General features: G+C 67.8%; 20 protein-coding genes. 3 read left to right on the forward strand and 17 right to left on the reverse strand.

What is annotated here, in order from left to right; translation table 11 throughout:
• Nucleotide 1 precedes the first annotated feature (1 nt).
• The 6 genes from bioA to aceK all read right to left on the reverse strand — a co-directional run bounded on the left by bioA (nucleotide 2) and on the right by aceK (nucleotide 7,168).
• Nucleotides 2-1,348: an adenosylmethionine--8-amino-7-oxononanoate transaminase gene (gene bioA, locus HWX25_RS16680; protein WP_059523950.1), complete on the reverse strand. Its 1,347-nt coding sequence runs from the start codon at nucleotides 1,346-1,348 to the stop codon at nucleotides 2-4.
• Between the two features lie 526 nt (nucleotides 1,349-1,874).
• Complete coding sequence (locus tag HWX25_RS16685; protein ID WP_175909226.1) at nucleotides 1,875-3,134, reverse strand: CocE/NonD family hydrolase; 1,260 nt, start codon at nucleotides 3,132-3,134, stop codon at nucleotides 1,875-1,877.
• 107 nt (nucleotides 3,135-3,241) lie between these two features.
• Entirely contained in the window at nucleotides 3,242-3,679 is a 438-nt protein-coding gene (locus HWX25_RS16690) for a YchJ family protein (protein ID WP_175909228.1), read from the reverse strand.
• A gap of 39 nt (nucleotides 3,680-3,718) precedes the next feature.
• Complete coding sequence (locus HWX25_RS16695; protein WP_175909230.1) at nucleotides 3,719-4,396, reverse strand: SDR family oxidoreductase; 678 nt, start codon at nucleotides 4,394-4,396, stop codon at nucleotides 3,719-3,721.
• A gap of 116 nt (nucleotides 4,397-4,512) precedes the next feature.
• A complete protein-coding gene (can, locus tag HWX25_RS16700; RefSeq protein ID WP_059691403.1) occupies nucleotides 4,513-5,280 on the reverse strand; it encodes a carbonate dehydratase in 768 nt (255 codons plus the stop codon).
• Nucleotides 5,281-5,347: 67 nt separating this feature from the next.
• Nucleotides 5,348-7,168, reverse strand: a complete 1,821-nt coding sequence (gene aceK / locus HWX25_RS16705) for a bifunctional isocitrate dehydrogenase kinase/phosphatase (protein WP_175909231.1) — start codon at nucleotides 7,166-7,168, stop codon at nucleotides 5,348-5,350.
• A gap of 327 nt (nucleotides 7,169-7,495) precedes the next feature.
• Between aceK and HWX25_RS16710 the strand changes: the two genes are divergently transcribed.
• Nucleotides 7,496-8,575, forward strand: a complete 1,080-nt coding sequence (locus HWX25_RS16710; protein ID WP_175909234.1) for an MBL fold metallo-hydrolase — start codon at nucleotides 7,496-7,498, stop codon at nucleotides 8,573-8,575.
• A 16-nt stretch (nucleotides 8,576-8,591) separates the two neighbouring features.
• Here HWX25_RS16710 and HWX25_RS16715 read toward each other — a convergent pair whose 3' ends face one another.
• From HWX25_RS16715 to argS, 6 genes are all read right to left on the reverse strand, one after another.
• Nucleotides 8,592-10,232 (reverse strand): ABC-F family ATP-binding cassette domain-containing protein, encoded by a 1,641-nt coding sequence (locus tag HWX25_RS16715; RefSeq protein WP_175909236.1) that lies wholly within the window; start codon nucleotides 10,230-10,232, stop codon nucleotides 8,592-8,594.
• Nucleotides 10,233-10,422: 190 nt separating this feature from the next.
• On the reverse strand, nucleotides 10,423-12,018 hold the full coding sequence (locus tag HWX25_RS16720) for an ABC transporter substrate-binding protein (RefSeq protein ID WP_059691407.1): 1,596 nt from the start codon (nucleotides 12,016-12,018) through the stop codon (nucleotides 10,423-10,425).
• Between the two features lie 425 nt (nucleotides 12,019-12,443).
• Nucleotides 12,444-13,217 carry an SDR family oxidoreductase gene (locus HWX25_RS16725; RefSeq protein WP_059465877.1) on the reverse strand — a complete coding sequence of 258 codons (774 nt, stop codon included), beginning with the start codon at nucleotides 13,215-13,217 and terminating at the stop codon, nucleotides 12,444-12,446.
• Between the two features lie 19 nt (nucleotides 13,218-13,236).
• Nucleotides 13,237-13,878 carry a thiol:disulfide interchange protein DsbA/DsbL gene (locus tag HWX25_RS16730; protein ID WP_175909238.1) on the reverse strand — a complete coding sequence of 214 codons (642 nt, stop codon included), beginning with the start codon at nucleotides 13,876-13,878 and terminating at the stop codon, nucleotides 13,237-13,239.
• Between the two features lie 69 nt (nucleotides 13,879-13,947).
• A complete protein-coding gene (locus HWX25_RS16735; RefSeq protein WP_059691408.1) occupies nucleotides 13,948-14,847 on the reverse strand; it encodes an SPOR domain-containing protein in 900 nt (299 codons plus the stop codon).
• Nucleotides 14,848-14,942: 95 nt separating this feature from the next.
• Entirely contained in the window at nucleotides 14,943-16,724 is a 1,782-nt protein-coding gene (argS, locus tag HWX25_RS16740) for an arginine--tRNA ligase (protein WP_175909240.1), read from the reverse strand.
• Nucleotides 16,725-16,924: 200 nt separating this feature from the next.
• Here argS and HWX25_RS16745 point away from each other — a divergent pair, with 200 nt between their 5' ends.
• Nucleotides 16,925-17,248, forward strand: coding sequence for a DUF1840 domain-containing protein (locus tag HWX25_RS16745; protein WP_059819854.1), 324 nt, complete (start codon nucleotides 16,925-16,927; stop codon nucleotides 17,246-17,248).
• Nucleotides 17,249-17,365: 117 nt separating this feature from the next.
• On the opposite strand, the gene metH is transcribed toward HWX25_RS16745, so the two are convergent.
• The 5 genes from metH to HWX25_RS16770 all read right to left on the reverse strand — a co-directional run bounded on the left by metH (nucleotide 17,366) and on the right by HWX25_RS16770 (nucleotide 24,139).
• Entirely contained in the window at nucleotides 17,366-20,083 is a 2,718-nt protein-coding gene (gene metH / locus HWX25_RS16750) for a methionine synthase (protein WP_059523972.1), read from the reverse strand.
• A gap of 46 nt (nucleotides 20,084-20,129) precedes the next feature.
• A complete protein-coding gene (locus HWX25_RS16755; protein ID WP_059523975.1) occupies nucleotides 20,130-21,197 on the reverse strand; it encodes a homocysteine S-methyltransferase family protein in 1,068 nt (355 codons plus the stop codon).
• A gap of 180 nt (nucleotides 21,198-21,377) precedes the next feature.
• A complete protein-coding gene (locus HWX25_RS16760; protein ID WP_006477667.1) occupies nucleotides 21,378-21,635 on the reverse strand; it encodes a DUF3567 domain-containing protein in 258 nt (85 codons plus the stop codon).
• A gap of 245 nt (nucleotides 21,636-21,880) precedes the next feature.
• Nucleotides 21,881-23,146 carry a DUF3108 domain-containing protein gene (locus HWX25_RS16765; RefSeq protein ID WP_175909242.1) on the reverse strand — a complete coding sequence of 422 codons (1,266 nt, stop codon included), beginning with the start codon at nucleotides 23,144-23,146 and terminating at the stop codon, nucleotides 21,881-21,883.
• Between the two features lie 117 nt (nucleotides 23,147-23,263).
• Nucleotides 23,264-24,139, reverse strand: coding sequence for an IclR family transcriptional regulator (locus tag HWX25_RS16770; RefSeq protein ID WP_175909244.1), 876 nt, complete (start codon nucleotides 24,137-24,139; stop codon nucleotides 23,264-23,266).
• A gap of 126 nt (nucleotides 24,140-24,265) precedes the next feature.
• On the opposite strand from HWX25_RS16770, the gene HWX25_RS16775 reads away from it, so the two are divergent.
• On the forward strand, nucleotides 24,266-25,258 hold the full coding sequence (locus HWX25_RS16775) for a fumarylacetoacetate hydrolase family protein (RefSeq protein WP_059523981.1): 993 nt from the start codon (nucleotides 24,266-24,268) through the stop codon (nucleotides 25,256-25,258).
• Nucleotides 25,259-25,267 lie beyond the last annotated feature (9 nt).

Below are 25,267 nucleotides of genomic sequence, written 5' to 3' on the forward strand. Positions count from 1 at the left end.
TTCATCGCGCCACCTCCGCGAGCGTCGCGTCGAGCGTGTCGCGCGTGCGTTGCGCGAGCCACGCGATGTCGTCGTCGCTCATCACGTACGGCGGCATCAGGTACACGGTCGTGCCGATCGGGCGCAGCAGCAGCTCGCGTTCCAGCGCGCGTTCGAAGAAGCGCCGCGAGAAGCCGCGTGCCGCGTCGCCGTCGAGCGCGACGTCGAAGGCGAATAGCGTGCCGCGCTCGCGCAGGTGACGCACCTGCGGGTGCGCGTCGAGCGGCGCGAGCGCGGCGCGCATCGCGGCCGACTTGCGCGCGTTGCTCGCGAGCACGTCGTCGCGCGCGAACAGGTCGAGCGTCGCGACCGCCGCGCGGCACGCGAGCGGGTTGCCGGTGTACGAATGCGAATGCAGGAAGCCGCGCGTCGTGTCGTCGTCGTAGAAGGCCGCGAACACGTCGTCGCGCGTGAGCACGAGCGACAGCGGCAGGTAGCCGCCGCTGATGCCCTTCGACAGGCACAGGAAATCGGGCCACACGCCGGCCTGCTCGCAGGCGAAGAAGGTGCCGGTGCGGCCGCAGCCGACCGCGATCTCGTCGGCGATCAGGTGCACGCCGAATTCGTCGCACAGCGCGCGCAGCCCGCGCACGTACGACGGATCGTGCATCGCCATGCCGGCCGCGCATTGCACGAGCGGCTCGACGATCAGCGCGGCGATCCGGTCGGCGCGTTCGGCGAACAGACGCCGCACGTCGTCGAGCGCGCGGCCCGCGACGTCGGCGGCCGTCTCGCCCGGCAGCGCGCCGCGTGCGTCGGGTGACGCGACCACGTGTGCATGGCGGATCAGCGGGTCGTACGCATCCTTGAACAGCGCGACGTCGGTCACGCCGAGCGCGCCGATGGTCTCGCCGTGATAGCTGTTCGCGACGCACACGAATTCGCGCTTGTCCGCGCGGCCGCGGTTGCGCCACGCGTGGAAGCTCATCTTCAGCGCGATTTCGACCGCCGACGCGCCGTCCGACGCGAAGAACGCATGGCCGAGCGTGCGCGCGGTGAGTGCGTGCAGCCGCTCGGCGAGCTCGATCGCCGGCTCGTGCGTGCAGCCGGCGAGCATCGCGTGCTCGAGCGTGTCGAGCTGGTCCTTCAGCGCCGCGTTGATGTCCGGGTTCGCGTGGCCGAACAGATTCACCCACCACGAGCTGATCGCGTCGAAGTAGCGGCGCCCGTCGCGGTCGTACAGCCACAGGCCCGCGCCGCGCGCGACGGGAATGAGCGGCAGGCGCTCGTGGTGCTTCATCTGGGTGCAGGGATGCCAGACCGCGCGCAGGCTGCGCGCGACCCAGTCGTCGGTGGCTGGCGTACTCAAGGCAACTCCGGGGGTAAAACGGCGGCGGGCATCGAACGGGATGCCGCGCGGCGACGGACGGAAAACGCGCTGAGATTAGCGTGTTCCGCCGCACGTTGCACTACCGGTTACAAACACCGCAAAGCCTTGCTGGGCGGGAGTTCGGCGCAGATGCGAGGTGCTCGGGACGGTACGCGCCAGAAGCCCAGAAATGACCGCAGATGACGACGTTCGAGTGAGACCCCCCGACAGAAAAAAATCGTGGGCAGGCGGATGCCGACGGGCGAAAAATCGGGGCGGGAAGCGCGACGCGACGTGCACGGTCGCCGGCGAATGGCGCGCGGATTCCGGCGCGGCCGGGGTTCAGGAAACGCCCGAAAACGACCCCGGACGGCGTTGCGGGCCAGGCGCTCGTCGGCGGCTCATGCAGCCGCGTGAACGGGCGTGCGAACGCCGCCGCGGGCTGCGGCGCGCGTTCATGAAACGGAGAAGGGAGAAGGGGAGAGACGCGGGCAGCGCCCGCCCCCGGAGCGCCGCGGCTCGCGCGTCAGCGCGAAGCCAGTGCGCGCGAGTTGGCGCTGCCGTCGTCGGCCGTTTGCGTCGCGTTCGCGTTCCACACGACGCGGTCGTTGACCGCATACAGCCGACATGCGCCCGCACCCTGCTTCGAGCAGTTGTCGAGCGCGAGCGCCATCGGATCGTCGCCGCCTTCGGCCCACGACCAGGCGCCTTCAGCGGACACCGCGAATGCACGGCTCGGATGCTGGTTCAGGAAGCGGCGATAGCCTTCGCGGCCGGCTTCGTCGAGGAACGGCACGGCGTCGACCGCATCGATCGACGCATAGCCGGTCGCATTCGGTTCGTGCGGGTTGGCGACCGCGTAGCGCACCGAGGTCGGCAGATTCAGGTCCGCGAGGAACGCATTGACGGCCGGCCACCACACGGGCACGCCGTCGCGATCGACGATCAGCCGGTGCGCGTCGTCCTTGTAGCGGCCGAAATCGATGAATTGCGCCTGCGTGCCGTGCGACACGTACGCGTCGTGCATCTGCGCGACGAGCGCGGGAGTCCACACCGAATCGTTGTCGCCGTACAGCCACAGCGAACGTACAGCCGTATGCGCGCCGTAATGGTCGAACGCATCGACGAGATTGCGCTGCCAGCCGTCGCACAGATCCTGGCGCAGCCCGCCGGAGAAGTTGATGATGCCGCGCACGCCGGGCGCCGCTTCGGTGCCGTACGCGACCGACACGAGGCCGCCGTGCGACGTGCCCGCGACCACGATGCGCGACGCATCGACGTACGACTGGCGCGACATGTAGCGGACCGTCGCGTCGACGTCGGCGGCCTGCGTGAGCCCGTTCTTGCCGACGTTGCAGCCTTCCTGCTGGTACGAGCCGCCCGACCCCGCGAAACCCTGGCGGTTCGGCGCGATCACCGCATAGCCGCGGCGCACGAATTCGCGCGCGAACGCGAGCGGCCGGCTGCGCGGCTGCTGATGGAGGTCACCGGTGTTCTTGCCGTGGTTGAAGACGACGAGCGGGAAGGGGCCGGGGCCGTTCGGCTTGAACAGCGTGGCCTCGAGCATCACGGCGCCCGAGGCATCGGCCGGAATGCTGATGATTTGTTCGTTGAGGTTGGCGGCGACCTGCGGGAGGCCCGAATCGCCGTAATCGAAGCGCTCGGCGTGGGCGAGCGAGCCGCCGGCCGTGGCCGCGCCGGCGTTTGCGCCCGGCAGCGCACCGGCCTGAGCGGCCGACAGCGCACAGGCCGCCATCCATCCCACCAATACCTTGCTGAACGCCATTCGTAAGCCCTGCCATGCAACATGACCAATCTGAGGGCCATCCTAGCCCGACAAATTCAGGTTGTGCAATGCGGGAATTACCCGGCGTCTGACATGGCAACTATTTATCAGCGTTCACTTACTTCGCCGTCGACATAGCGCCAGAAACCGTGCTCGTCGCGGGTGAACCGGCTCGTCTCGTGGAGCCGGTACGCCCGCCCGCCGACCTTGTAGCGGGCCACGAATTCGACCTCCGCGTGCCGTTCGTCGAGCGGCGCATGGCGCTTGATCGCGAGGCCGAGCCAGCGCGGCGCGTCGGGCGCATCCGGGTCCGCATCGAGATCGGCCGGACAGGTGCGCGCGTCCCAGGTCGCGCGCAGGTAGTCGGTCGCGCCGAGCACGTACGCGCTGTACCGCGAGCGCATCAACTCGAGCGCGGTCGGCGCGGCTTCGCCGTCGTCGATGAAGCGGCCGCAGCAGGCCGCATAGCGCGGCGCCGGGGCTTTGCCGGCAGGCGCCGGGGACGCGCCGCCGCACGGGCACGCGTCAGGTCGGTTCAAAATCATGCGAATCGCGAATTAACGACGTCGGGTTGTGATGCCGGCTCACCAACTGAGCTCGACGCCGTCGTACTGGAAGAAACGGCCGTTGGACTGCGAAACGTCCGCGCCGGCCTCCGCGATCACGCGGCGCATGCCGGTCACGCTGGTTTCCGGATCGATCGCGGCCTGCGCGCCGCCCATGTCGGTGCGCACCCAGCCGGGATGGAGCGAGATGCATGCGGCGTGGCGCGTCTGCAGCGACGCGATGCGCAGCACGTCGTTCAGCGCGGCCTTGCTCGCGCGGTACAGCCAGCCGGTCGTGCCGGTCGCCTCGGCGATGCTGCCCATCCGGCTCGAGACGACGGCCAGCACGCCGCGCGCGTCCTCGACGAGCGGCAGCAGGATCGGCAGCAACTGCATCGGCCCGCGCACGTTCGTGTGCATCACCGCGTCGAAATCCTCGGCGCCGATGGTTTCGACGCCTTCGGTGCGCGGCCCGTACACGCCCGACACGAGCACCGCGGCGTCGAGCCGTTCGCCGTCGAGCTTCCAGCCGAGCGCCGCGATCTGTTCGGGCTGCGCGATGTCGAGTGCGTGCGCGTGCGCGCCGAGTTCGCGCAGCGCGGCGAGCGACGCGTCGTCGCGCGCGGTCGCGATCACGTTCCAGCCGTCGCGCCGGTATTGCCGGACGAATTCGCGTCCGAGGCCGCGCGATGCGCCGACGATCAATACGGTTTTCATGTTCGCCGCTCCTTCGCAGTGCACCGCCGTCGCGGCAGTGTCGGTGTCAGATCAGTTCGATGCCCGTCGCGGCCGGGCGCGCGATGCGTCTTCGGCCGCGACGGCGCGGGCGCACGTTACTTCGCGTCGTCGCACGGCTTCAGCGTGTCGGCGACCGCCTGCGCGACGTCGTCGAGCCGTGCGGCATCCGCCGCGACCATGTCGTTGTCGGGCGCGTGCTGGCCCCGCGCGGTCAGCGCCGCGACGCAGCGCTTGTAGGTCGCATCGAGCGCGTCGAAGTTCGACACCGACATCCCGAGGTTGCGCATCCGCCCGTCGTGCACGCCGTACACGAGCCCGTGCACCGTGAGCGACTGGCCGCGCGCCCACGCGTCGTTGACGATCGTCGTGCGGCACACGTTGACGACCTGCTCGATCGAGTTCAGCTCGATCAGGCGGCGATAGCGCGCCTCGCCGACCGGCCATTCGTCGAGCAGCGCCGCGTGGCGCTCGCGCACGTCCTGCACGTGATGCAGCCAGTTGTCCGCGAGGCCGACGCGGCGGTTGTGGAGCGCCGCGTTCACGCCCGAGCAGCCGTAGTGGCCGACGACCATGATGTGCTTCACGCGCAGGATGTCGACGGCGAACTGGATCACCGACAGGCAGTTCAGGTCGCTATGGACGACGACGTTCGCGATGTTGCGGTGCACGAACACTTCGCCCGGCGGCAGGCCGATGATCTGGTTCGCGGGCACGCGCGAATCCGAACAGCCGATCCACAGATATTCCGGCGCCTGCTGGTCGGCGAGACGCGCGAAGAAGTCGGGATCGTCGGCGAGCTGGCGCTTGACCCAGGCGTCGTTGTTGTCGAACAGATGTGAAAGCGGATTGTCTTGGGTATTCATCGGTGTGGATTCCGTTGGCGGAAAGCGGGTCGATAACGGGTTCGATTCGATTGGATCCGGTCGCGTATCAGGCGGCGCGTTGCGCGTCGCCTGCGTCGTCACCGGCGTCCGGCGTCGCGTCGAAGCGCGCGGGGTAGCGCACGCTGAAGCGCAGCGACGCGTCGTACGGGAAAAAGTCGGGCAACTCGCCCTGCAGCAGCTTGTCCTTGCTGGCCTGCCACAGCGCGGGCTCGAAAAAATCCGCGTGATGCTTCATGAAGACCGTCCGCACGCGCGGGTCGCCGAGCAGGAACGGTCCGTAGGTTTCCGGAAAGATGTCGTGCGGGCCGACGGTATACCACGGCTCGCCGGACAGTTCGTCTTCCTCGTTGCGCGGCGGCGGCACGCGCCGCACGTTGCAATCGGTCAGGTACTCGATCTCGTCGTAGTCGTAGAACACGACGCGGCCGTGACGCGTGACGCCGAAGTTCTTGTACAGCATGTCGCCCGGGAAGATGTTGGCCTTCATCAGCTCCTTCACCGCGTTGCCGTATTCCTTCACGCCGTGCTCGATGTCCGCGTCGGTGCCGTTCTGCAGGTACAGGTTGAGCGGCGTCATCCGGCGCTCGATGTACAGGTGCTTGATCACGAGATTGCCGTCCTCATATTCGAGCAGCGACGGCACTTCCTTCTCCAGCTCGCGCACGAGCGCATGGTCGAGCCGCGACAGCGGCAGCGCGACGCTCGAATACTCGAGCGTGTCGGCCATCCGCCCGAGACGGTCGTGGCGCTTCACGAGCTGGTACTTCTCCATGATCTGCGCGCGCGTCGTTTCCTTCGGCGGCGGGAAGTGATCCTTGATGATCTTGAACACGTACGGGAACGACGGCAGCGTGAACACGAGCATCACGAGGCCCTTGATCCCGGGCGCGATGATGAAGCGGTCGCTCGAATGCGACAGATGGTGCAGCAGGTCGCGGTAGAACAGGTTCTTGCCTTGCTTTTGCAGCCCGACCGACGTGTAGATCTCGGCCTTCGGCTTGCCCGGCATGATCGTGCAGAGGAAGTCCACATACGCGGACGGTACGCCCATGTCGACGAGGAAATACGAATGCGAGAAGCTGAAGATGATCTGCAGCAGGTCGCGGCGCAGCAGCACGGTGTCGAGCGCGAGCAGGCCCGGGCGCACGTGGCGGATCGGCACCGCGAACGGCAGCACGCGATCGGCGTTGATGATGCGGCCGACGATGTACGCGCTCTTGTTGCGGAAGAAGAGCGACGACAGCACGTGGATCTGGAAATTCGGCGCGGCGTCGAACTCGCCGAATTCGTCGGCGATCGCCTGCATCACGCAGCCGATGTCGCGCGTGAGATCCTCGAACGGCGGCTCGAGCTGGAAGTTCGTGACGATGCGCTCGAGCGTGGCCGCGAGGCCGTCGGTGCCCGGGTAATACGCGCGATAGGTCGGCTTCGCGGCCGGCTCGTCGTTCTCGAGGTATTCGGTCGAGATCGCGGGGCGCACGAAGATGAAATCGTTGCTGAAATACGAGCGGTGCAGGATCTTGCAGCACACCGAATTGAAGAACGTCTCCGCGCACTCGGGCTGGCGGTGCGACGTGAGCAGGCCGATGTAGTGCAGCTTGATCTGCTGCCACACTTCGTCGTCGATGTTCTCGGCGTCGTATTCGTCCTCCAGCACCTCGACGCATTCCTGCACGCGATCGTCGTACGACGTGATCCGCTCGCGCGCCAGCCGCTGCAGGCCGTGCCAGTCGCCGCGCTCGAATAGCGTCTTCGCCTCGACGGCGGCTTCCCGGAAGATCCGGTAGTGGCGGTCGAAGTATTCGAGCATCGTCTGTGCGACGTCGAAACCGATCTGCGACGACAGCAGTTTGGGGAAGTGATTCATCGCGTGCAGGCTCGTTCGAGAGGGACTGAAAGCACTCGCCATTTTAGCGCCCAAGTCGGCGTTTCAATGACTTTCGGGGGCCGGCGCCAAGCGCCGTCAATGCGCGGGTTGTGCGCCGTTACATGCCGTTCGGTGCATCTTCGCGTAAAGATACGGGTACGGAATCGATTCTGACACGAACTTTTTTTGACCGTCCGGCGCCCCGCCGGGCACGCGTTTCGCGCGACGGCGATAGAATCGACGCGATGCCCGCCGCGGCCTGCCGCCCGCGCGCGCGCCCCGCATTCGCACGGGCATTTGCCCTGACAACGACGAGACGCCCCACCGATGAACGCACTGGAACACCAACTCGACTATCCCTTCGCCGACACGCTGCCCGCCGCGGGCGACACGTTCGAAGTCGCGCCCGGCGTGCGCTGGCTGCGCATGCCGCTGCCGTTTTCGCTGGATCACATCAACCTCTGGCTGCTGCGCGACGAGATCGACGGGCAGGCCGGCTGGACGATCGTCGACTGCGGGATCTCGTCGGACGCGATCCGTACGCACTGGGAACAGATTTTCGACACGCATCTCGACGGGCTGCCGGTGCTGCGCGTGCTCGTCACGCATTGCCATCCCGATCACTTCGGCCTCGCGAACTGGCTCTGCGAAGGCGGCGACAAGGGCCGCTGGAACGTGCGGCTATGGATGACGCTCGGCGAATACATGTTCGGCTGCCTGATGGCGGCCGGCAACGGTTCGAACGCCGGCGGCGCGGCCGCGGCCGATCATTTCGCGCGCCACGGCCTGACCGATCCGGTCGCGCTCGAGAAGCTGCGCAGCCGCCGCAGCTACTACTCGGACCTCGTGCCGGCCGTGCCGCCGCGCTACCGGCGCCTGCGCGAAGGCGACGCGGTGAAGATCGGCGCGCGCACATGGCGCGTCGTCACCGGCTACGGTCATTCACCTGAACATTGCGCGCTTCACAGCGAAGCGGACGGCGTGCTGATCTCCGGCGACATGGTGCTGCCGCGCATCTCGACCAACGTGTCCGTGTTCGACCTCGAGCCGGAAGCCAACCCGCTCGCGCTGTACCTGGAATCGCTCGGCCGCTACGAGACGATGGCGCCCGATACGCTCGTGCTGCCGTCGCACGGCAAGCCGTTCCGCGGCGTGCGCACGCGCATCGCGCAGTTGCGCGCGCATCACGACGCGCGGCTCGACGAAGTGCGCGTCGCCTGCGCGGAAAAGCCGGCGAGCGCGGCCGACATCGTGCCGATCATGTTCCGCCGCCGCGAGCTCGACATCCACCAGATGACCTTCGCGCTCGGCGAGGCGCTCGCGCACCTGAACCTGCTGTGGCTCGCGGGCGAACTCGTGCGCGAGCAGGGCGACGACGGCGTGCTGCGTTTCCGTTCCGCGCGCTGAGCGCGCGTCGTCGCCGTCACGCGACGGGTTCGTAACGCCACCCGTCGCGCTGCCATTGCATCGTGTGCGTCGGTGCGAGCGCCGCGAGAAACGCGTCGTCGTGCGACGCGACCACGAGCGCACCGGGGAAGCCGGCCAGCGCGGCTTCGATTGCGCGCACCGATTCGAGATCGAGGTGATTGGTCGGCTCGTCGAGCAGCAGCAGCTGCGCGGGCGTGCCGCGCCACAGCGCACACGCGAGCGCGGCCTTCAGCCGTTCGCCGCCGCTCAGGCGGTGCACCGGCTGCGTCGCGCGCGCGGCATCGAGCTGCAGCAGCGCGAGCCGGCTGCGCAGGTCGCCTTCGGCGAGCGGCGTATCGAGGCGTCCCAACTGCTCGACGATCGAGCGTTCGGGGTCGAGCAACGCGAGCCGCTGATCGAGATACGCAGCGCTCACGTGCGTCGTGCACGTCCCGGCGCGCGGCGCGAGTTCGCCGGCGAGCATGCGCAGCAGCGTCGATTTTCCGCAGCCGTTCGGGCCCGTCAGCGCGATGCGCACGGGGCCGCTGGCCGACCACGTGATCGCGTCCATGCGGCCCGCGGTGCGCCACGGCAATTGCGCGCGCTCAAGCGCGAACAGCTGGCGGCGCGCGCTCACCTCGGTGCCCGGCAGCGACACGAGCACCGGCGCGTCGGCTTCGACGCGCGCGGCTGCTTCCTGCACGCGCGCATCGAGCGTCGCCTTGCATTCGCTCTGGTGACGGCGGACCATCCCCATGATGCTGCGAGCCGCCCCTTTGCGGCTCTGTCGCGCCATCGACGACAGGTTGGCCGTCTTCGCGTCGCGCAGCGAGCCGGCCGCGTGGCGCTGGATCGTGTCGTGTTCCTGTTCGAGCCGGCGCCGTGCGCGCCCGCGCTCGGTGCGCGCATGCTCGAGCGCGGCCTGCGCGGCATCGTGTTGCGCATCGCGTTGCGCGCGATACAGCGCGTAGTTGCCGCCGTATGCGCGCACGCCATGCGGCGTCAGCTCGACGATGCGTTGCACGTGCGCGAGCAACGCACGGTCGTGACTGACGACGACGACACCGCCGCGCCAGCCGTCCAGCGCGCCGCGCAGCCATGCACGGCCCGGCGCATCGAGGTGGTTGGTCGGTTCGTCGAGCACCAGCAGCCCGGCTTCCGACAGCAACGCGCCGATCAGCGCGACGCGCGCCATCTGGCCGCCGCTCAACGCATGCGCGGGCATGTCGGCGCGCACGTCGTGCAGGCCGGCCGCGTCGAGCGCCGCGCGCAGCCGCTCGGCCAGGTCCCAGCGATCGCCGATCAGGTCGAAGTCGTGCGCCGTTGCGCGCCCGTCCGCGAGGCGCGCGAGGGCCGCGAGCGGCGCGTCGAGCGCGGCGATTTCCGCGACGCTCCGCGTGCCGGCCCGCGCGTCGTCGTGTTGTTGCGCGACGTAGACGACCGGCGTCTGCCGGTCGATCGTGCCCGCGCTCGGCGTGCGCCGGCCCGCGATCAGTTGCGCGAGCAGGCTTTTGCCGACGCCGTTGCGGCCGACGATGCCCGTCGGCGTGCGATCGATGGAAAGGTCGAGCGAATCGAACAGCGTGACGCCGTCGTCGAAGCGGAAAGAAACGTGATGAAGCGCGACGAGCGCGCCGGTCGGCGTGGCAGCAGCCATAAGCACCTCCGAAAATGCGTGAAACCCTTCGCGCGGCGTGCGTGGCACGGCGGCGAAAACATTTTTTGGAAGGCTTAGTTGTTCACTTTGGCTGGCGTCCGGTATGAGGAATGAGCGCGCAGTGTAGCAAGCGCGGCGCGCGGGCCGCAAGCGACGGGCGAGCGTGCCGTCGCTTGCGCGCCACGTGCGGTTACTGCACGGCGACCGCCGCGAAGTTCTGGCGGCCGAACGGGCTGACGTGATAGCCGCTCACGTTCGCGCGCGTGAGCGCGGCCGCGGTCGGGTAGCCGAGCGGAATCCACAGCGCCTGGTCGTGGATGATCTTCTGCGCGGATTCGTACAGCTTCGCGCGCCTGGCCTGATCGGCGGTCGCCTTGCCGTCGGCGATCAGCTTGTCGAGCTGCGCGTCGCAGAAGCGCGCGAAGTTGATGCCCGACTTCACCGCGTTGCAGCTGAACAGCGGCGACAGGTAGTTGTCCGGATCGCCGTTGTCGCCGGCCCAGCCCATGAACAGCATGTCGTGCTGGCCGAGCTTTGCCTGCTTGATCAGCTCACCCCATTCGATCACCTTCACCTCGGCCTTCACGCCGATCTTCGCGAGATCGGCCTGCAGCAGTTCCGCGCCGGCCTTCGGGTTCGGATTCAGCACGCTGCCCGTCGGGCGCGTCCAGATCGTCGTCGAGAAGCCGTTCGGGAAACCGGCCTGCGCGAGCAACTGCTTCGCCTTCGCGGGATCGTACGCATACGGCGCGACGTCCTTCGCGTAGCTCCACGTGTTCGGCGGATACGGGTTGTTCGCGGCCGTCGCCGTGTTGTCGAACACCACCTTCAGGTAGGTCGCGCGATCGAACGCGAGGTTCAGCGCCTCGCGCACCTTGTCGTTGTCGAGCGGCTTCTTCTGCGTGTTCAGCGCGACGAACGCGGTCATGAACGCGGGCGTCTGCACGACCTTCAGCGCGCTTTCGCCCTTCGCGGCGAGCACGTCCTGCGGCTTCGGCGACAACGCGATCTGGCATTCGCCGGCCTTCACCTTCTGCATGCGCACCGACGCGTCGGGCGTGATCGCGTAGATCAGCCGGTCGACCTTCGGCTTCGTGCCCCAGTAGGCCGGGTTCACGTCGTAGCGGATCAGCGCGTCCTTCGTGTAGCTCTTCAGCACGAACGGGCCGGTGCCGATCGGCTTCGCGTTCAGGTCGGCCTGCTTGCCGGCCTTCAGCAGCTGGTCCGCGTATTCGGCGGAGTAGATCGACGCGAAGCCCATCGTCAGGATCGGCACGAACGTCGCGTTCGGCTCGTTCAGCACGAACTTCACCGTGCTGTCGTCGACCTTCGCGACCGACTTCACGAGCTTCACGAGGCCCATCGACTGCGCGTGCGGGAAGCCGCTCGCGCCGGCGACCTTGTGCCACGGGTTCGCATCGTCGAGCATCCGCGAGAACGTGAACACGACGTCGTCCGCATTCAGCGGGCGGCCCGGCTTGAAGTAGTCGGTGGTCTGGAACGCGACGTTCGGGCGCAGGTGGAACGTGTACGTGAGGCCGTCGGCGCTCGCTTCCCATTTGTCGGCGAGCGCGGGCACGACCTTCTTCGCGGCTTCGTCGTACGATACGAGCGTGTTGAAGATCACGTCGGCCGATGCGTTGGTCGTGACGAGCGAGTTGTACTGCACGACGTCGAAGCCGTCCGGGCTCGATTCTGTGCAGACGGTGAGCGGCTTGGCGGCGGCGAGGCCGGGAGCGGCGAGGGCGGCGGCGAGCGCGGCCGCGGCGAACAGCTTGACCTGCATAGGTTCTCCCATGTGACTTGTGATTTTTTGCCGGGTGTCGGAATGCGGGCGCGGCCCGACAGCGGGTAGGCCGGCGCGGCTGGCGAATAGCATACCGTCAAAGCGTGCCGCGCGTGAAAAAAGGCGCCGGAACGCGGCGAGTTGAGCGAAAAACGGCTGCGTTCGCGACGGAATGCGTGTTGGGGCGGCGCAGTGGCGGGGGAGGCGAGGCCGGTGCGGCAGTGAATGGCGGGCGGGCGAGGCTGTTGCGAGGAGACTGCAAATTGAGGCGGGCCGGCGCGAATTTGCTGGGGCGGCGGAAGGGAGAAGCGGAGAAGCGGAAGGATCGCGGCGTGCGGTCCGTGATACGGCCGACAGAAGGAAGCGCCGCACGCGGGCGTGCACGGCGCGACAGACGCGCCGGACACCCGATGCACCCGATGCGCTCAGTGCGCGCCGGCTTTCGGCTTGCGCGGCGCCTTTTCGAACAGACGGTCGTAGAGCCAGCGCGGCAGCACGTGCAGCACCTTCGCAACGACGCCCATTTGCCACGGAATCACGCGGAACGCGTGCTGCCGGGCGATCGCGCGTGCGGCGCGGGCCGCGAAGCGGTCGGCGTCCATCAGGAACGGCATCCGGTACGGGTTGTGCGCGGTCATCGGCGTGCGGATGTAGCCGGGCGCGATCGTCACGACGCCGACGCCGGCCGGGCGCAGCTCGACGCGCAGTGCCTCGAGATACTTGATCGCGGCCGACTTGGACGCGCTGTACGCGCCGGAACCGGGCAGGCCGCGCACGCCCGCGACGCTCGCGACGCCGACCAGCGTGCCGTGGCGCGCGGCCGTCATCGGGCCGACGAACGGCTCGAACGTCGCGACCATCCCGTAATAGTTGATGTCCATCACGTTGCGGAACGTGGCGAGATCGCCTTGTCCCGTGACGGCGCCCTGGCTGATGCCGGCGTTCGCGATCACGACGTCGGGGCAGCCGTGCGCGGCGATGAACGACGCGGCGGCCGTGGCGAGCGCATCGGCGTCGCGCACGTCGGCGGAGTAGACGGAGACGGACAGCTTGGGAAAGCGTCGCGCGAACGCATCGAGGGCCTCGGTGCGGCGCGCGACGAGTGCGAGCGTGGCGCCCTGGCGGGCGTATTCCTCGGCCATCGCGAGGCCGAGGCCGCTCGACGCGCCGGTGATGAAGACCTTCAGCGGAGTTGTCATGCCGGCGCGCGGGCGGGGATCAGAGCTTCTTGTCCTGAACCTGCTTCACGAGGTAATCGAGCACCTGCGCGGTACCCGGAATGCTGTTCGTGTAAGCCGGACCCGTCTTGTACTTGCCCTGGACGACGACCGTCGGCACGCCGTCGATCGCGTAGTTCTTCAGCAACTCGGCCGATTGCTTCACCTGGCCCTGCACGCTGAACGAGTTGTACGCGTCCATGAACTGCTTCTTGTCGACGCCTTGCGTCGCCAGGAAGTCGGCTTGCGCCTGCGGCGTCAGCAGGTAGTTCTTCTGCTTGTGGATCGCGTTGAAGATCGCCGGCGTGACCTTTTCCGAGATGCCGAGCGCCGACACCGCGTAGAACAGCTTCGAGTGCGGGACGAAATCGTCGCGGAAGGCGACCGGCACGCGCTTGAAGTCGATGTTGTTGCCCTGCTTCTTCACCCAGGCCTCGATCGTCGGCTCGAATTCGTAGCAGTGCGGGCAGCCGTACCAGAAGAACTCGATGACCTCGACCTTGCCGGCCGGCGCCGACACCGGCTGCGGCGACTTCATCACCTCGAAGTCCTTGCCGGACACCGGTGCGGCCGGCGTTGCCTGGGCGAAGCCGGCGGTGGCCAGGCCCAGGGACAGAAGGAGCGTGCTAAGCAGTTTTTTCATGTTGTAGACGTCGAATCAGTTGCTCGGGTTACGAAACGTAACGGGTTCTGCGTGGGCGCGGCCGGTTGCTTACTGCTTCGTGAAACGGATCACCGCCGTGTCGACACCTGCATCGGACAGGCGCTGACGGGCCGAGTTCATATCCTCGAATTTCGAGAACGGGCCGACGCGCACGCGGAAATAGGTCACGCCGCTGACATCGCGCTTCGACACCTTCGACTCGAAGCCCTGGAAGCCCAAGCGCGCGCGCTGCTGCTCGGCGTCGCCTTCCGTCTTGTACGCGCCGACCTGCAGGAAGTAGCCGGTGTTCGCGTCGTTCGCGGTCGGCGGCTTCGCTGCCGCGGAGGACGTCGCGGACGGCGCCGGCTTCGGCGTGTTCGCGGCCTGTTGCTGTTGCTGCTGTTTCTGCGCGGCAGCCTGCTGCGCCTGCTTCTGCGCGGCGAAGCGCGCGAGGTCGTCCTCGCCGCCTTGCTGCTGTTGTTGCTGTTGCTGCGCCTGCTGCGTCTTCTTCGGCGGCGGCGTGTTGTCGGCCGGCTTCGGCGCGACGGCGACGCCGTTGCCCGACGACGCATTGTTCGACGCGGTGGTGTTGCTCGAGCCGGTCGTGCCGTTCGTGTTGCCCGACGGCGGCACTTCGACGATCTGCGGCTCGGGCAGCAGGCCGCCCTGGGTCTGGTTCGCGGCCTGGCCGGGCGCGGTATTGGGCGGCGCGGGCTGCGCGGCCTGCGGCACCGGCTGGCCGGGCGTCTTGCCTTGCAGCGCGCGGTTCGGGTCGAACTGCTGCGGCTGGCTCGCGCCGTTGTCGGCGGGCGGCGGCGCGACCTTCGACACGAACGGCGACGGCGAACGCGTGATGTAGAGCGCCACCACCACCGCGATCGCGAGGCCGACGATCAGGCCCAGCACGATTCCAAGAAATGTCCCTCCGGCTTGTTTCGATTGCTTCGAAGTTCGGCGTGGTTGTGCCATTGCTTGAGTCACCTGCAAAAAGAATCGTGAAAAGGCCGCGGCGGGCATCCGACGGCGGCGCCCGCTGCGGCCATTCGCAGCCCGGTTCGGGCCGCTTACATCTTGGCGGGCGCGGACACGCCGAGCACCGCCAGACCATTCTCGAGCACCTGCCGGGTCGCGGCGAGGAGCGCGGCGCGCGCGTTGCGCGGCGCTTCGTCGTCGACCAGCACGCGCTCCGCATTGTAGAACGAGTGGAATTCACCAGCGAGATCGCGCAGGTAGAACGCGACCGCGTGCGGCGCCAGTTCGTTCGCCGCGTGCGTGAGCATGTCCGGATACTCGGCGAGCTTCTGCATCAGCGACACGGCCTGCGGGCTCGTGAGCTGCGACAGGTCGGCGCCGGGCAGCTGCGCCGCCTCGAAGTTGTAGCGCGACTTCAGTTCGTTGAGCACCGAGCAGATCCGCGCATGCGCGTACTGGACGTAATAGACCGGGTTCTCGTCGTTCTGTTTCAGCGCGAGGTCGATGTCGAACACGAATTCGGTGTCGGCCTTGCGGGAGATCAGGAAGAAACGGACCGCGTCGCGGCCGCGCGTGATGGTCGCCTCGTCGATCAGGTCGGGTGCCGCTTCCTGGCCCGGCGCCGCGCCGCCCGACCATTCGATCAGGTCACGGACCGTCACGTAGCTGCCCGCGCGCTTCGACAGCTTCACTTCCTGGCCGTCGCGCATCACGGTGACCATCTTGTGCAGCACGTAGTCGGGATAACCCTTCGGAATGCCGACGTGCAGGCCCTGCAGGCCCGCGCGCACGCGCGCGATCGTGCCGTGGTGGTCCGAGCCCTGAATGTTGATCACCTTCGTGAAGCCGCGCTCCCATTTCGTCACGTGGTAGGCGACGTCCGGCACGAAGTACGTATACGTGCCGTCCGACTTGCGCATCACGCGATCCTTGTCGTCGCCTTCGTCGGTCGTGCGCAGCCACAGCGCGCCGTCCTGCTCGTAGGTCATGCCGGCCTTGATCAGCGCGTCGACCGTCTTCTCGACCCGGCCTTCGCTGTACAGCGACGACTCGAGGTAGTACTGGTCGAATTTCACACCGAACGCCTGCAGGTCCATGTCCTGCTCGTGACGCAGGTACGCGACCGCGAACTTGCGGATTGCGTCGAGATCGTCGATGTCGCCCGCGCCGGTGACCGGCTCGCCGTCCTTCGCGGCCACCGTCTCGCGGTTCAGGTAATCGCGTGCGATGTCGGCGATGTATTCGCCGTTGTACGCGGCTTCCGGCCAGCCCGCGTCGCCCGGCTTCAGGCCGCGCGCGCGCGCCTGCGTCGAGATCGCGAGGTTGCCGATCTGCACGCCGGCGTCGTTGTAGTAGAACTCGCGGTGCACCGCGTAGCCCTGGCTCGCGATCACGTTCGCGAGCACGTCGCCGAGCGCCGCCTGGCGGCCGTGGCCGACGTGCAGCGGGCCGGTCGGGTTGGCCGACACGAACTCGAGCAGCACCTGCTTGCCCTTTTCGCGCTCCGACGTCCCGAACGCGCGGCCCTGGTCGAACACGGCGGCGATCACCGCCTGTTTCGCGGCGGCCGTCAGGCGCAGGTTGATGAAGCCGGGGCCGGCGATTTCGGCCGCGTCGACGAGCCCTTGCGCGGCCGGCTGGGCCGTGAGGGCGGCGACGATCTTCTCGGCGAGCTGGCGCGGGTTCGTGCCGAGCGGCTTGGCGAGCTGCATCGCGACGTTGCACGCGACGTCGCCGTGCGCGGCGACCTTCGGGCGCTCCAGCGTGATGGCCGGGGTGACGAATGCCGCGTCGGCGCCTTTCAGCGCGTGTGCGACCTGCGTGACGCTATCCGCGAGCAGGGCTTCGAGGGTCTGTTTGTGTGCTGGCAGCATGCTGGTAGAAGGCTTCGTTGGTGGCGGCCGGAAACGCCGGCCGGCCGGCGCGCTTTTTAAGCGCGCGTTTCAGGGATCGCAGAATTTTAACAGGTGCTAATATGCCGCTCAGGCGCCCCGCGTCCGCGAGGCCGGACGCCGGTCTGCCGGCGTCCCCCAACTGCGCCGCGCGGGCACAACAAGATGAAAAGGGAATTGTCATGATTACGTTCAAGAGCAAGGCGGCACAGGATCTCGACGTGCTGAAGGATTTCGCCGTATACGTGCTGGGCCTCGTCGGCAAGCAGCTGGGCGAACGCGGCGTCATTACGCACGACGAACTGGACCACGCGATCGCCAAGCTGGAAGGCGCTGTCGCGCAGGCGAAGCAGGAGCGCGCCGAGCACGCGGGCCATTTCCACGAGGACGAAGACGACCACGCGCACCACGAAGTGCCGCCGAGCCTGGCGCAGCGCGTCGCGCCGTTCCTGTCGATGCTGCGTGAAGCGAAGGCCGGCGAGGCCGACGTGCACTGGGGCTTCTGAGCTTCGTTGCCCGGCCGACGCGGCCGCAGGATTGATCAGGCAAGAAAAAGCCCGCGCGACGCGGGCTTTTTATTTGTCTGATCAAAAGGCGGCGAGGCCGCCCCGGTCGGACATCGATCAGAGCTGCGGCGCGAGCGCGCGGCGCGCGTCGTCGAGCGACAGGGCCATGCGTTGCGCGTAGTCCTCGAGCTGATCCTGACCGATTTTCCCGACCGAGAAATACGTGCTGTCGGGGTGCGCGAGGTAGAAACCCGACACGCTGGCCGCCGGCAGCATCGCCAGCGAATCGGTCACGCTCATGCCGATCTCGTTCGCCTGCAGCACGTCGAACATGTCGCGCTTCACCAGGTGGTCGGGGCACGCCGGGTAGCCGGGCGCCGGGCGGATGCCCGCGTACTTTTCGGCGATCAGCGCATCGTTGTCGAGCGTCTCGCCGCTCGCATAGCCCCACAGCTCGCGGCGCACACGCGCGTGCATCGCCTCGGCGAACGCTTCCGCGAAGCGGTCGGCCAGCGCCTTCAGCATGATCGCGCTGTAGTCGTCGTGGTCGGCTTCGAACTGCTTTTCCTTCACGTCGACGCCGAGCCCGGCCGTGACCGCGAACATCCCGATGTAGTCGGCGACGCCCGATTCCTTCGGCGCGATGAAGTCGGCGAGCGAGCGGTTCGGGCGCATCACGCCGTCGACCACCGGACGCACGCTCTGCTGGCGCAGGTTGCGCCACGTCATCAGCACTTCCGAGCGCGATTCGTCGGTGTAGATCTCGATGTCGTCGTCGTTGACCGTGTTCGCCGGCAGCAGCGAGATCACGCCGTTCGCGGTCAGCCAGCGGCCCTGGATCAGGCGCGCGAGCATCGATTTCGCATCCGAGAACACGCGCCGCGCCGATTCGCCGACGATCTCGTCGTTCAGGATCGCCGGGTACGGGCCCGCGAGGTCCCAGGTTTGGAAGAACGGGCCCCAGTCGATGTAGTTCGCGAGCTCGTTCAGGTCGTAGTTCCGGAACACGCGGCGGCCGATGAACTTCGGCTTCACGGGCTGATAGCCGGCCCAGTCGATCTTCGTCTTGTTCGCGCGCGCTTCGGCGAGCGTGACCATCGGCTGCGCCTTGCGGTTCGCGTGCTGGTCGCGGATCCGTTCGTAGTCGGACTTCAGTTCGTCGAGGTACTTTGCCGCGCCTTCGTCCGACAGCAGGTTCGACGCGACCGACACCGAGCGCGAGGCGTCCGGCACGTAGACGACGGGGCCTTCGTAGTGCGGCGCGATCTTCACGGCCGTATGCACGCGCGAGGTCGTCGCGCCGCCGATCAACAGCGGAATCTTCTTCACGCGGAAGTAGTCGTCGCGCTGCATCTCGGACGCGACGTACGCCATTTCCTCGAGGCTCGGCGTGATGAGGCCCGACAGCCCGATGATGTCCGCGCCCTCGACCTTCGCCTTCGCGAGGATCTCGTTACACGGGACCATCACGCCCATGTTGACCACTTCGAAGTTGTTGCACTGGAGCACGACCGACACGATGTTCTTGCCGATGTCGTGCACGTCGCCCTTCACGGTCGCGATGACGATCTTGCCCTTCGCACGCACGTCGCCGCCCGCTTCCGCGAGCAGGCGCTTCTCTTCCTCGATGAACGGAATCAGGTGCGCGACCGCCTGCTTCATCACGCGCGCCGATTTCACGACCTGCGGCAGGAACATCTTGCCCTGGCCGAACAGGTCGCCGACGATGTTCATCCCGTCCATCAGCGGGCCTTCGATCACGTTGATCGGGCGGCCGCCGGCCGCGGCGATGGCCGCGCGCGCTTCTTCCGTATCTTCGACGATGAAGTTCGTGATGCCGTGCACGAGCGCGTGCGCGAGGCGCTTCTCGACCGGCTGATTGCGCCACTCGAGGTTCTCCTCCTTCTTCGCGGCGCCGGTCTTGAACTTGTCGGCGATCTCGAGCAGACGGTCGGTGGAGTCCGCGCGGCGGTTCAGGATCACGTCCTCGACGCGCTCGCGCAGCTCCGGGTCGAGATCGGCATACACGCCGAGCTGCCCCGCGTTCACGATGCCCATGTCCATGCCCGCCTGGATCGCGTGATACAGGAACACGGTGTGGATCGCCTCGCGCACCGGGTCGTTGCCGCGGAACGAGAACGACACGTTCGACACGCCGCCGCTCACCTTCGCGTACGGCAGGTTCTGCTTGATCCAGCGGGTCGCCTCGATAAAGTCGACCGCGTAGTTGTTGTGCTCCTCGATGCCGGTCGCGACCGCGAAGATGTTCGGGTCGAAGATGATGTCTTCCGGCGGGAAGCCGACTTCGTTCACGAGGAAGTCGTACGAGCGCTTGCAGATTTCGGTCTTGCGCTCGTAGGTATCGGCCTGGCCCGTCTCGTCGAACGCCATCACGACCGCGGCCGCGCCGTAGCGGCGGATCAGGTTCGCGTGGTGGCGGAACGCTTCCTCGCCTTCCTTGAGCGAGATCGAGTTCACGATCGCCTTGCCCTGCACGCACTTGAGGCCCGCCTCGATGACTTCCCACTTCGACGAGTCGATCATGATCGGCACGCGCGCGATGTCCGGCTCGGATGCGATCAGGTTCAGGAAGCGCACCATCGCCGCCTTCGAATCGAGCATCGCCTCGTCCATGTTGATGTCGATCACCTGCGCGCCGTTCTCGACCTGCTGGCGCGCGACGGCGAGCGCCTCGTCGAACTGGCCGTTGAGGATCATCCGCGCGAATGCCTTCGAGCCGGTGACGTTGGTGCGTTCACCGACGTTGATGAAGAGCGTCCCGGACGTGACGTTGAACGGCTCGAGGCCGGCAAGGCGCATCATGTGATCGGTCATGGCGGTGCGAATTCGTATGAGGTAGGGCGGGCGTTGGGGCGGTCGGTCAGGCGGCGTCGCTGTACTGGCTCGGCCAGCGGCGCGGTTTCACGTCGGCGAGCGCCTTCGCGATCTCGGCGATGTGCTCGGGCGTCGTGCCGCAGCAGCCGCCCGCGAGGTTCACGAGCCCGGCCTGCGCGAATTCCTTCAGCAGGCCCGACGTGACGTCCGGCGTCTCGTCGAAGCCGGTGTCGCTCATCGGGTTCGGCAGGCCCGCGTTCGGGTAGCACGACACGTAGGTGTCGCACAGCTTCGCGAGCTCGGCGATGTACGGGCGCATCAGCGCCGCGCCGAGCGCGCAGTTCAGGCCGAACGTGAGCGGCTTCGCGTGGCGCAGCGAATTCCAGAACGCCTCGACCGTCTGGCCCGACAGGATGCGGCCCGACGCGTCGGTCACGGTGCCCGAGATCATGATCGGCAGGCGCTCGCCGGTGTCCTCGAACAGCTCGTCGAGCGCGAAGAGCGCGGCCTTCGCGTTCAGCGTGTCGAAGATCGTCTCGACGAGGAACAGGTCGACGCCGCCGTCGAGCAGCGCCTTCGCCTGCTGGTAATACGCGTTGCGCAGCTCGTCGAACGTGACGTTGCGCGCGCCCGGGTCGTTGACGTCCGGCGAGATGCTCGCCGTCTTCGGCGTCGGCCCGATCGCGCCCGCGACGAAGCGCGGCTTGGCCGGCGTGCTGTAGCGGGCGGCGGATTCGCGCGCGAGCCGTGCCGATTCGACGTTCATCTCGACGACGAGGTCTTCCATCCCGTAGTCGGCCTGCGCGACCGTCGTCGCGCCGAACGTGTTGGTTTCGACGATGTCCGCGCCGGCCGCGAAGTACTGGTCGTGGATCTCGCTGATGATCTGCGGCTGCGTGAGCGACAGCAGTTCGTTGTTGCCCTTGATGTCGCGCGGGAAATCCTTGAAACGCTCGCCGCGATACGCGGCCTCGTCGAGCTTGTAGCGCTGGATCATCGTGCCCATCGCGCCGTCGAGGATCAGGATGCGCGATTTCAGCAGCGCGGGCAGGTCGGCGCCGCGCGTGTAGGGCGCGTCGAGCGGGGCGGAAGCGGCGAGAGGGGTCGCGGACATGGCGGAAGAGCGGCGAAGACGGGAAAACCGTCATTGTAGCCGGTGCGCCGGGGCGCCGCCCGGCCCGCGCCAACAAACGAAAACCCCCGCCCGGCGAACCGGACGGGGGCTTGGATCGGAGTGCTCGCGGCGCCGCTCGAACGCGGCGAATGGCCCGGCGATGCGCCGGGCCGCGGGTCGTCAGTGCAGGACGACGGGCATCATCATCAGACTGTCGAACTGTCCGAGGAATTCGTCCACTTCGTCGAGCGACGGTTCATCCTCGATCAGCTGCTTCACGTGTGCGCGGAATCGCTCGGCGAGCTCGCCGTCGATGAAGATCTCGCGCTGCGCGTTCTTGTCGACGATTTCGTATCCGCCGGCATTCATCAGATGGTGGCCGGCCTGCGGCGCAAATTCGACGACGCAGTAGTTGGGGCTGTTGTAGATCATTTGCATGGCGGCACTCCTCTTCGCAGTGGCATCTGGCCTTGTTGTCCCGTAGGTGGGGCAGGCCTTGCCGGTTTCAAGGGGCTTGCGCTGCACACCCCGTTCTCCCGTTTGCGTGGGGTGTATCGGGTTAGAAGCCGATATCTATCAAACGTTTCTTATTGTGATCCGGTGCACCGAAATAGTTGTTAAAGAGTGTCATCGGCCATTTTGGCGAGAGCTTTAATCGGTCGAAATTGCCGATTGGTCGATCGTCACTGCACGGGCTGCGACGCTGCCGGCGGCTCAGCCGCTGGCGCCTGCTCGGCGGGCGCCGGTGCGGGTTGTGCCGGCTCCGCGGCCGGTGCGCTGGCAGGCGCGTTCGTTGCGCCTGGGTTCGTTGCACCTTGCGTCGCGCCGTCGGCAGGTGCATCGGGCGGGGCGAGCCGGCCGTGCCACAGCAGTTCGATCTGCGAGCCGTTCGGTTCCGATTGTACGAGCCGCGCGGGCAGCCAGCCGAGCGACGGCGCGAGCCACATGTCGATGCGGCGCGTGTCGCCGTCGCGGCGCGGCAGCCGCATGAAGTGGCGTGCACGGACGATGCCGGCCTGCGTCTGCACGTCCTCGTCGCCGATCACCGTGATCGGCCAGGTCTCGCCGTTGTTGTTGTCGATTACGAAGAACTGCTGCGTGACGCCCGGCTGATACGCGGACGGATTGCCGCGCACGAGCCCCGACAGCTGCATCAGCATGCTGAAGCGGTCCTGCACGCCGTCGGGCAGCGGCGCGTTGTTCGGCGTGCGCGTGAAGACGACCTGGCGGATCTCGCGGTTGAAGATCGCGATGTCCTCGGGCCGTTTGCCGCGCTTCTCGACATAGCGGTCGGGCGCGACGCCGAATGCGTCGATGCGGCCTTCGCTGCGATAGCTGAACGGGCCGACGAACGGCACGGGCATCGACACCGACAGGTCGTAGGTGCGGCCGTCGGTGCGCCAGTGGATCGTGCCGATCATGTTCTGCATTCCGTTGTAGAACGTGTCGTACTGCAGGTCGCCGGGCGGCGGCGCGGCGAATTTCACGCCGCTCGTCGCGGGGCCCGGCGTCGCGGCACCGCCGGCTTCGCCGGCCGATGCCGCCTGCGTGCCGGATGCGCCTGCCGCGCCGCTCGCGGCAGAAGCCGCGGAGGCGGCGGCCGGCGGCGGCTCGCCTTGCTCGGCCGTCTGCGTCGACGTGAGGACCGGCTCGGGCGACGGCGCGGGTTTCGCAGCAGGCTTCGGCGCGGCGGGGGCCGGCTTCGCCGGCGCTGGCTCGGCGGGATGTTCGGTGGGCTTCGGCGCGGGCTGGCGTTCGATCGGCCGCGGCTTCAGCAGCTCGATCTGCACCGGTATCTCGGCGGGCGCGGGCGGCGTGAACGCATCGCGGCTGCGCGTCAGCCACAACGCCGCGAGCGCGTGCAGCACCAGCACGACGACGAGCGCGACGCCCACGCGCAGCCAGTGGCGGGGCAGGGCGTGACGAGGACGGGTGTCGGCAGGCGGCATCGGCGAATCGGAACAGGGTTGGGGCGGTCGCGGCGCGCGGCGCGCGTCACAGCCATCGGACCGCCGGGTGCGCCACGCGTTCGCGGTACATCGCGCGGGTGTCGCACGCCCCGCGTGTCAGGCGTCGCGCGCGTCCGGACTATAGCCGAGTTCGTAAGACAGTTTCTGCGCGCATGCACGCAGCGCGGTGTCCATCTCGCCGCCCCACGCGATGTCGAACATGCCTTCCTGGCCGAGCGCGACGATCGCGAGCGCGAGTTCGCCGACCGCATCGAACACCGGCATGCAGAACGCATGGATCGTCGGCAGCAGCATCCCTTCCACGCGCGCGGCCTGATGCGCGCGCACGTCGGCGAGCACCGCCTCGACCTCGTCGAGCGTGCGTGGGCCGCCGTGATGCGGCGAGCGGCGCGTGTCGGCGAGCTCGCGCTCCAGCATCGTCGCGGTCTTGCTGCGCGGCAGGTACGCGGCGAACAGCAGGCCCGTCGCGGAGCCGAGCAGCGGCATCACGTCGCCGAGCTTCAGCGACGCCTTCGCGGGGTGGCTCGATTCCATCCAGTGCACGATCGTCGGCCCCTGGTTACCCCACACCGCGATGCCGACCGTCTGGTCGACGCGGTCGCGCAACTCGGTCAGCGCGATCCGCGCGAGCTTCACGCCGTCAACGCGCGCGAGCCGCGCGAGCCCCATCTGCAGCGCGAAGCCGCCGAGTTCGTAGCGGCCCGACACGGGATCCTGCGACACGACGCCGAGCCGCGAGAAGCTGACCAGATAGCGGTGCGCCTTCGCCGGGCTCATGCCCGCGCGCTGCGCGAGATCGCGCAGCATCATCGCGCGCGGCTCGCTCGTCAGCACGTCGAGCAGGCGGAAGCCGACCTCGATCGACTGGATGCCGGAGCGGACCTTCTCGCCGCCTTCGCCGTGCTCGCCGGAGCCGGTGTCGTCGGTGTCGGAATCGGCGAGATCGTCGTCGGGAAGCGGGCTGGCGGGCATGGGCAACGGGGCGCGACAAGGCGGCAAGGGTCGGGACGAAAACGGCGCGCACGATCGTGGCGCGCCGCACGGATTCACCATCGTAAAATAGATTCCCTCCATCGTCACTACAACGGCAGATACCCCATGAAACTTGCATCGCTGAAGGACGGCACGCGCGACGGCCAGCTGATCGTCGTGTCGCGCGACCTGCACACCGCGGCGATCGCCGATGCGATCGCACCGACGCTGCAGCGCGTCCTCGACGACTGGGCGTTCTACGCGCCGCAACTGCGCGATCTGTACGACGCGCTGAACCACGGCCGCGCGCGCAACGCGTTCGCGTTCGACCCGGCGAACTGCATGGCGCCGCTGCCGCGCGCGTTCCAGTGGGCCGACGGCTCCGCGTACGTGAACCACGTCGAGCTCGTGCGCCGCGCGCGCGGCGCCGAGATGCCGCCGGAGTTCTGGACCGATCCGCTTATGTACCAGGGCGGCAGCGACGATTTCCTCGGCGCGCGCGACGACATTGTGTGCCCGTCCGAGGAATGGGGCATCGACTTCGAGGCCGAGGTCGCGGTGATCACCGGCGACGTGCCGATGAGCGCATCGCCCGACGACGCGCTGAAGGCCGTGCGGCTCGTCACGCTCGTGAACGACGTGTCGCTGCGCAACCTGATTCCGGCCGAACTCGCGAAGGGCTTCGGTTTCTTCCAGAGCAAGCCGGCCACCGCGTTCGCACCGGTCGCGGTGACGCTCGACGAGCTCGGCGACGAATGGCGCGAAGGCCGCGTGCACCGGCCGATGATCGTCCACTGGAACGGCAGGAAGGTCGGCCAGCCCGACGCGGGCACCGACATGGTGTTCCACTTCGGCCAGCTGATCGCGCATGCGGCGAAGACGCGCAACCTGCGTGCCGGCTCGATCGTCGGCTCGGGCACGGTGTCGAACAAGGACGCGAAGCGCGGCTACTGCTGCATCGCCGAGAAGCGCTGCCTCGAGACGATCGAGCACGGCGCGCCGCAGACCGAATTCATGCGCTACGGCGATACCGTGCGCATCGAGATGTTCGACGCGGCCGGCAAGTCGATCTTCGGTGCGATCGAGCAGTCGGTCGCACCGCCCGACGGCGCGGCCTGACGTCTGCGC

Source organism: Burkholderia sp. BCC1640, from assembly GCF_902833125.1.
Lineage (GTDB): Bacteria > Pseudomonadota > Gammaproteobacteria > Burkholderiales > Burkholderiaceae > Burkholderia > Burkholderia diffusa.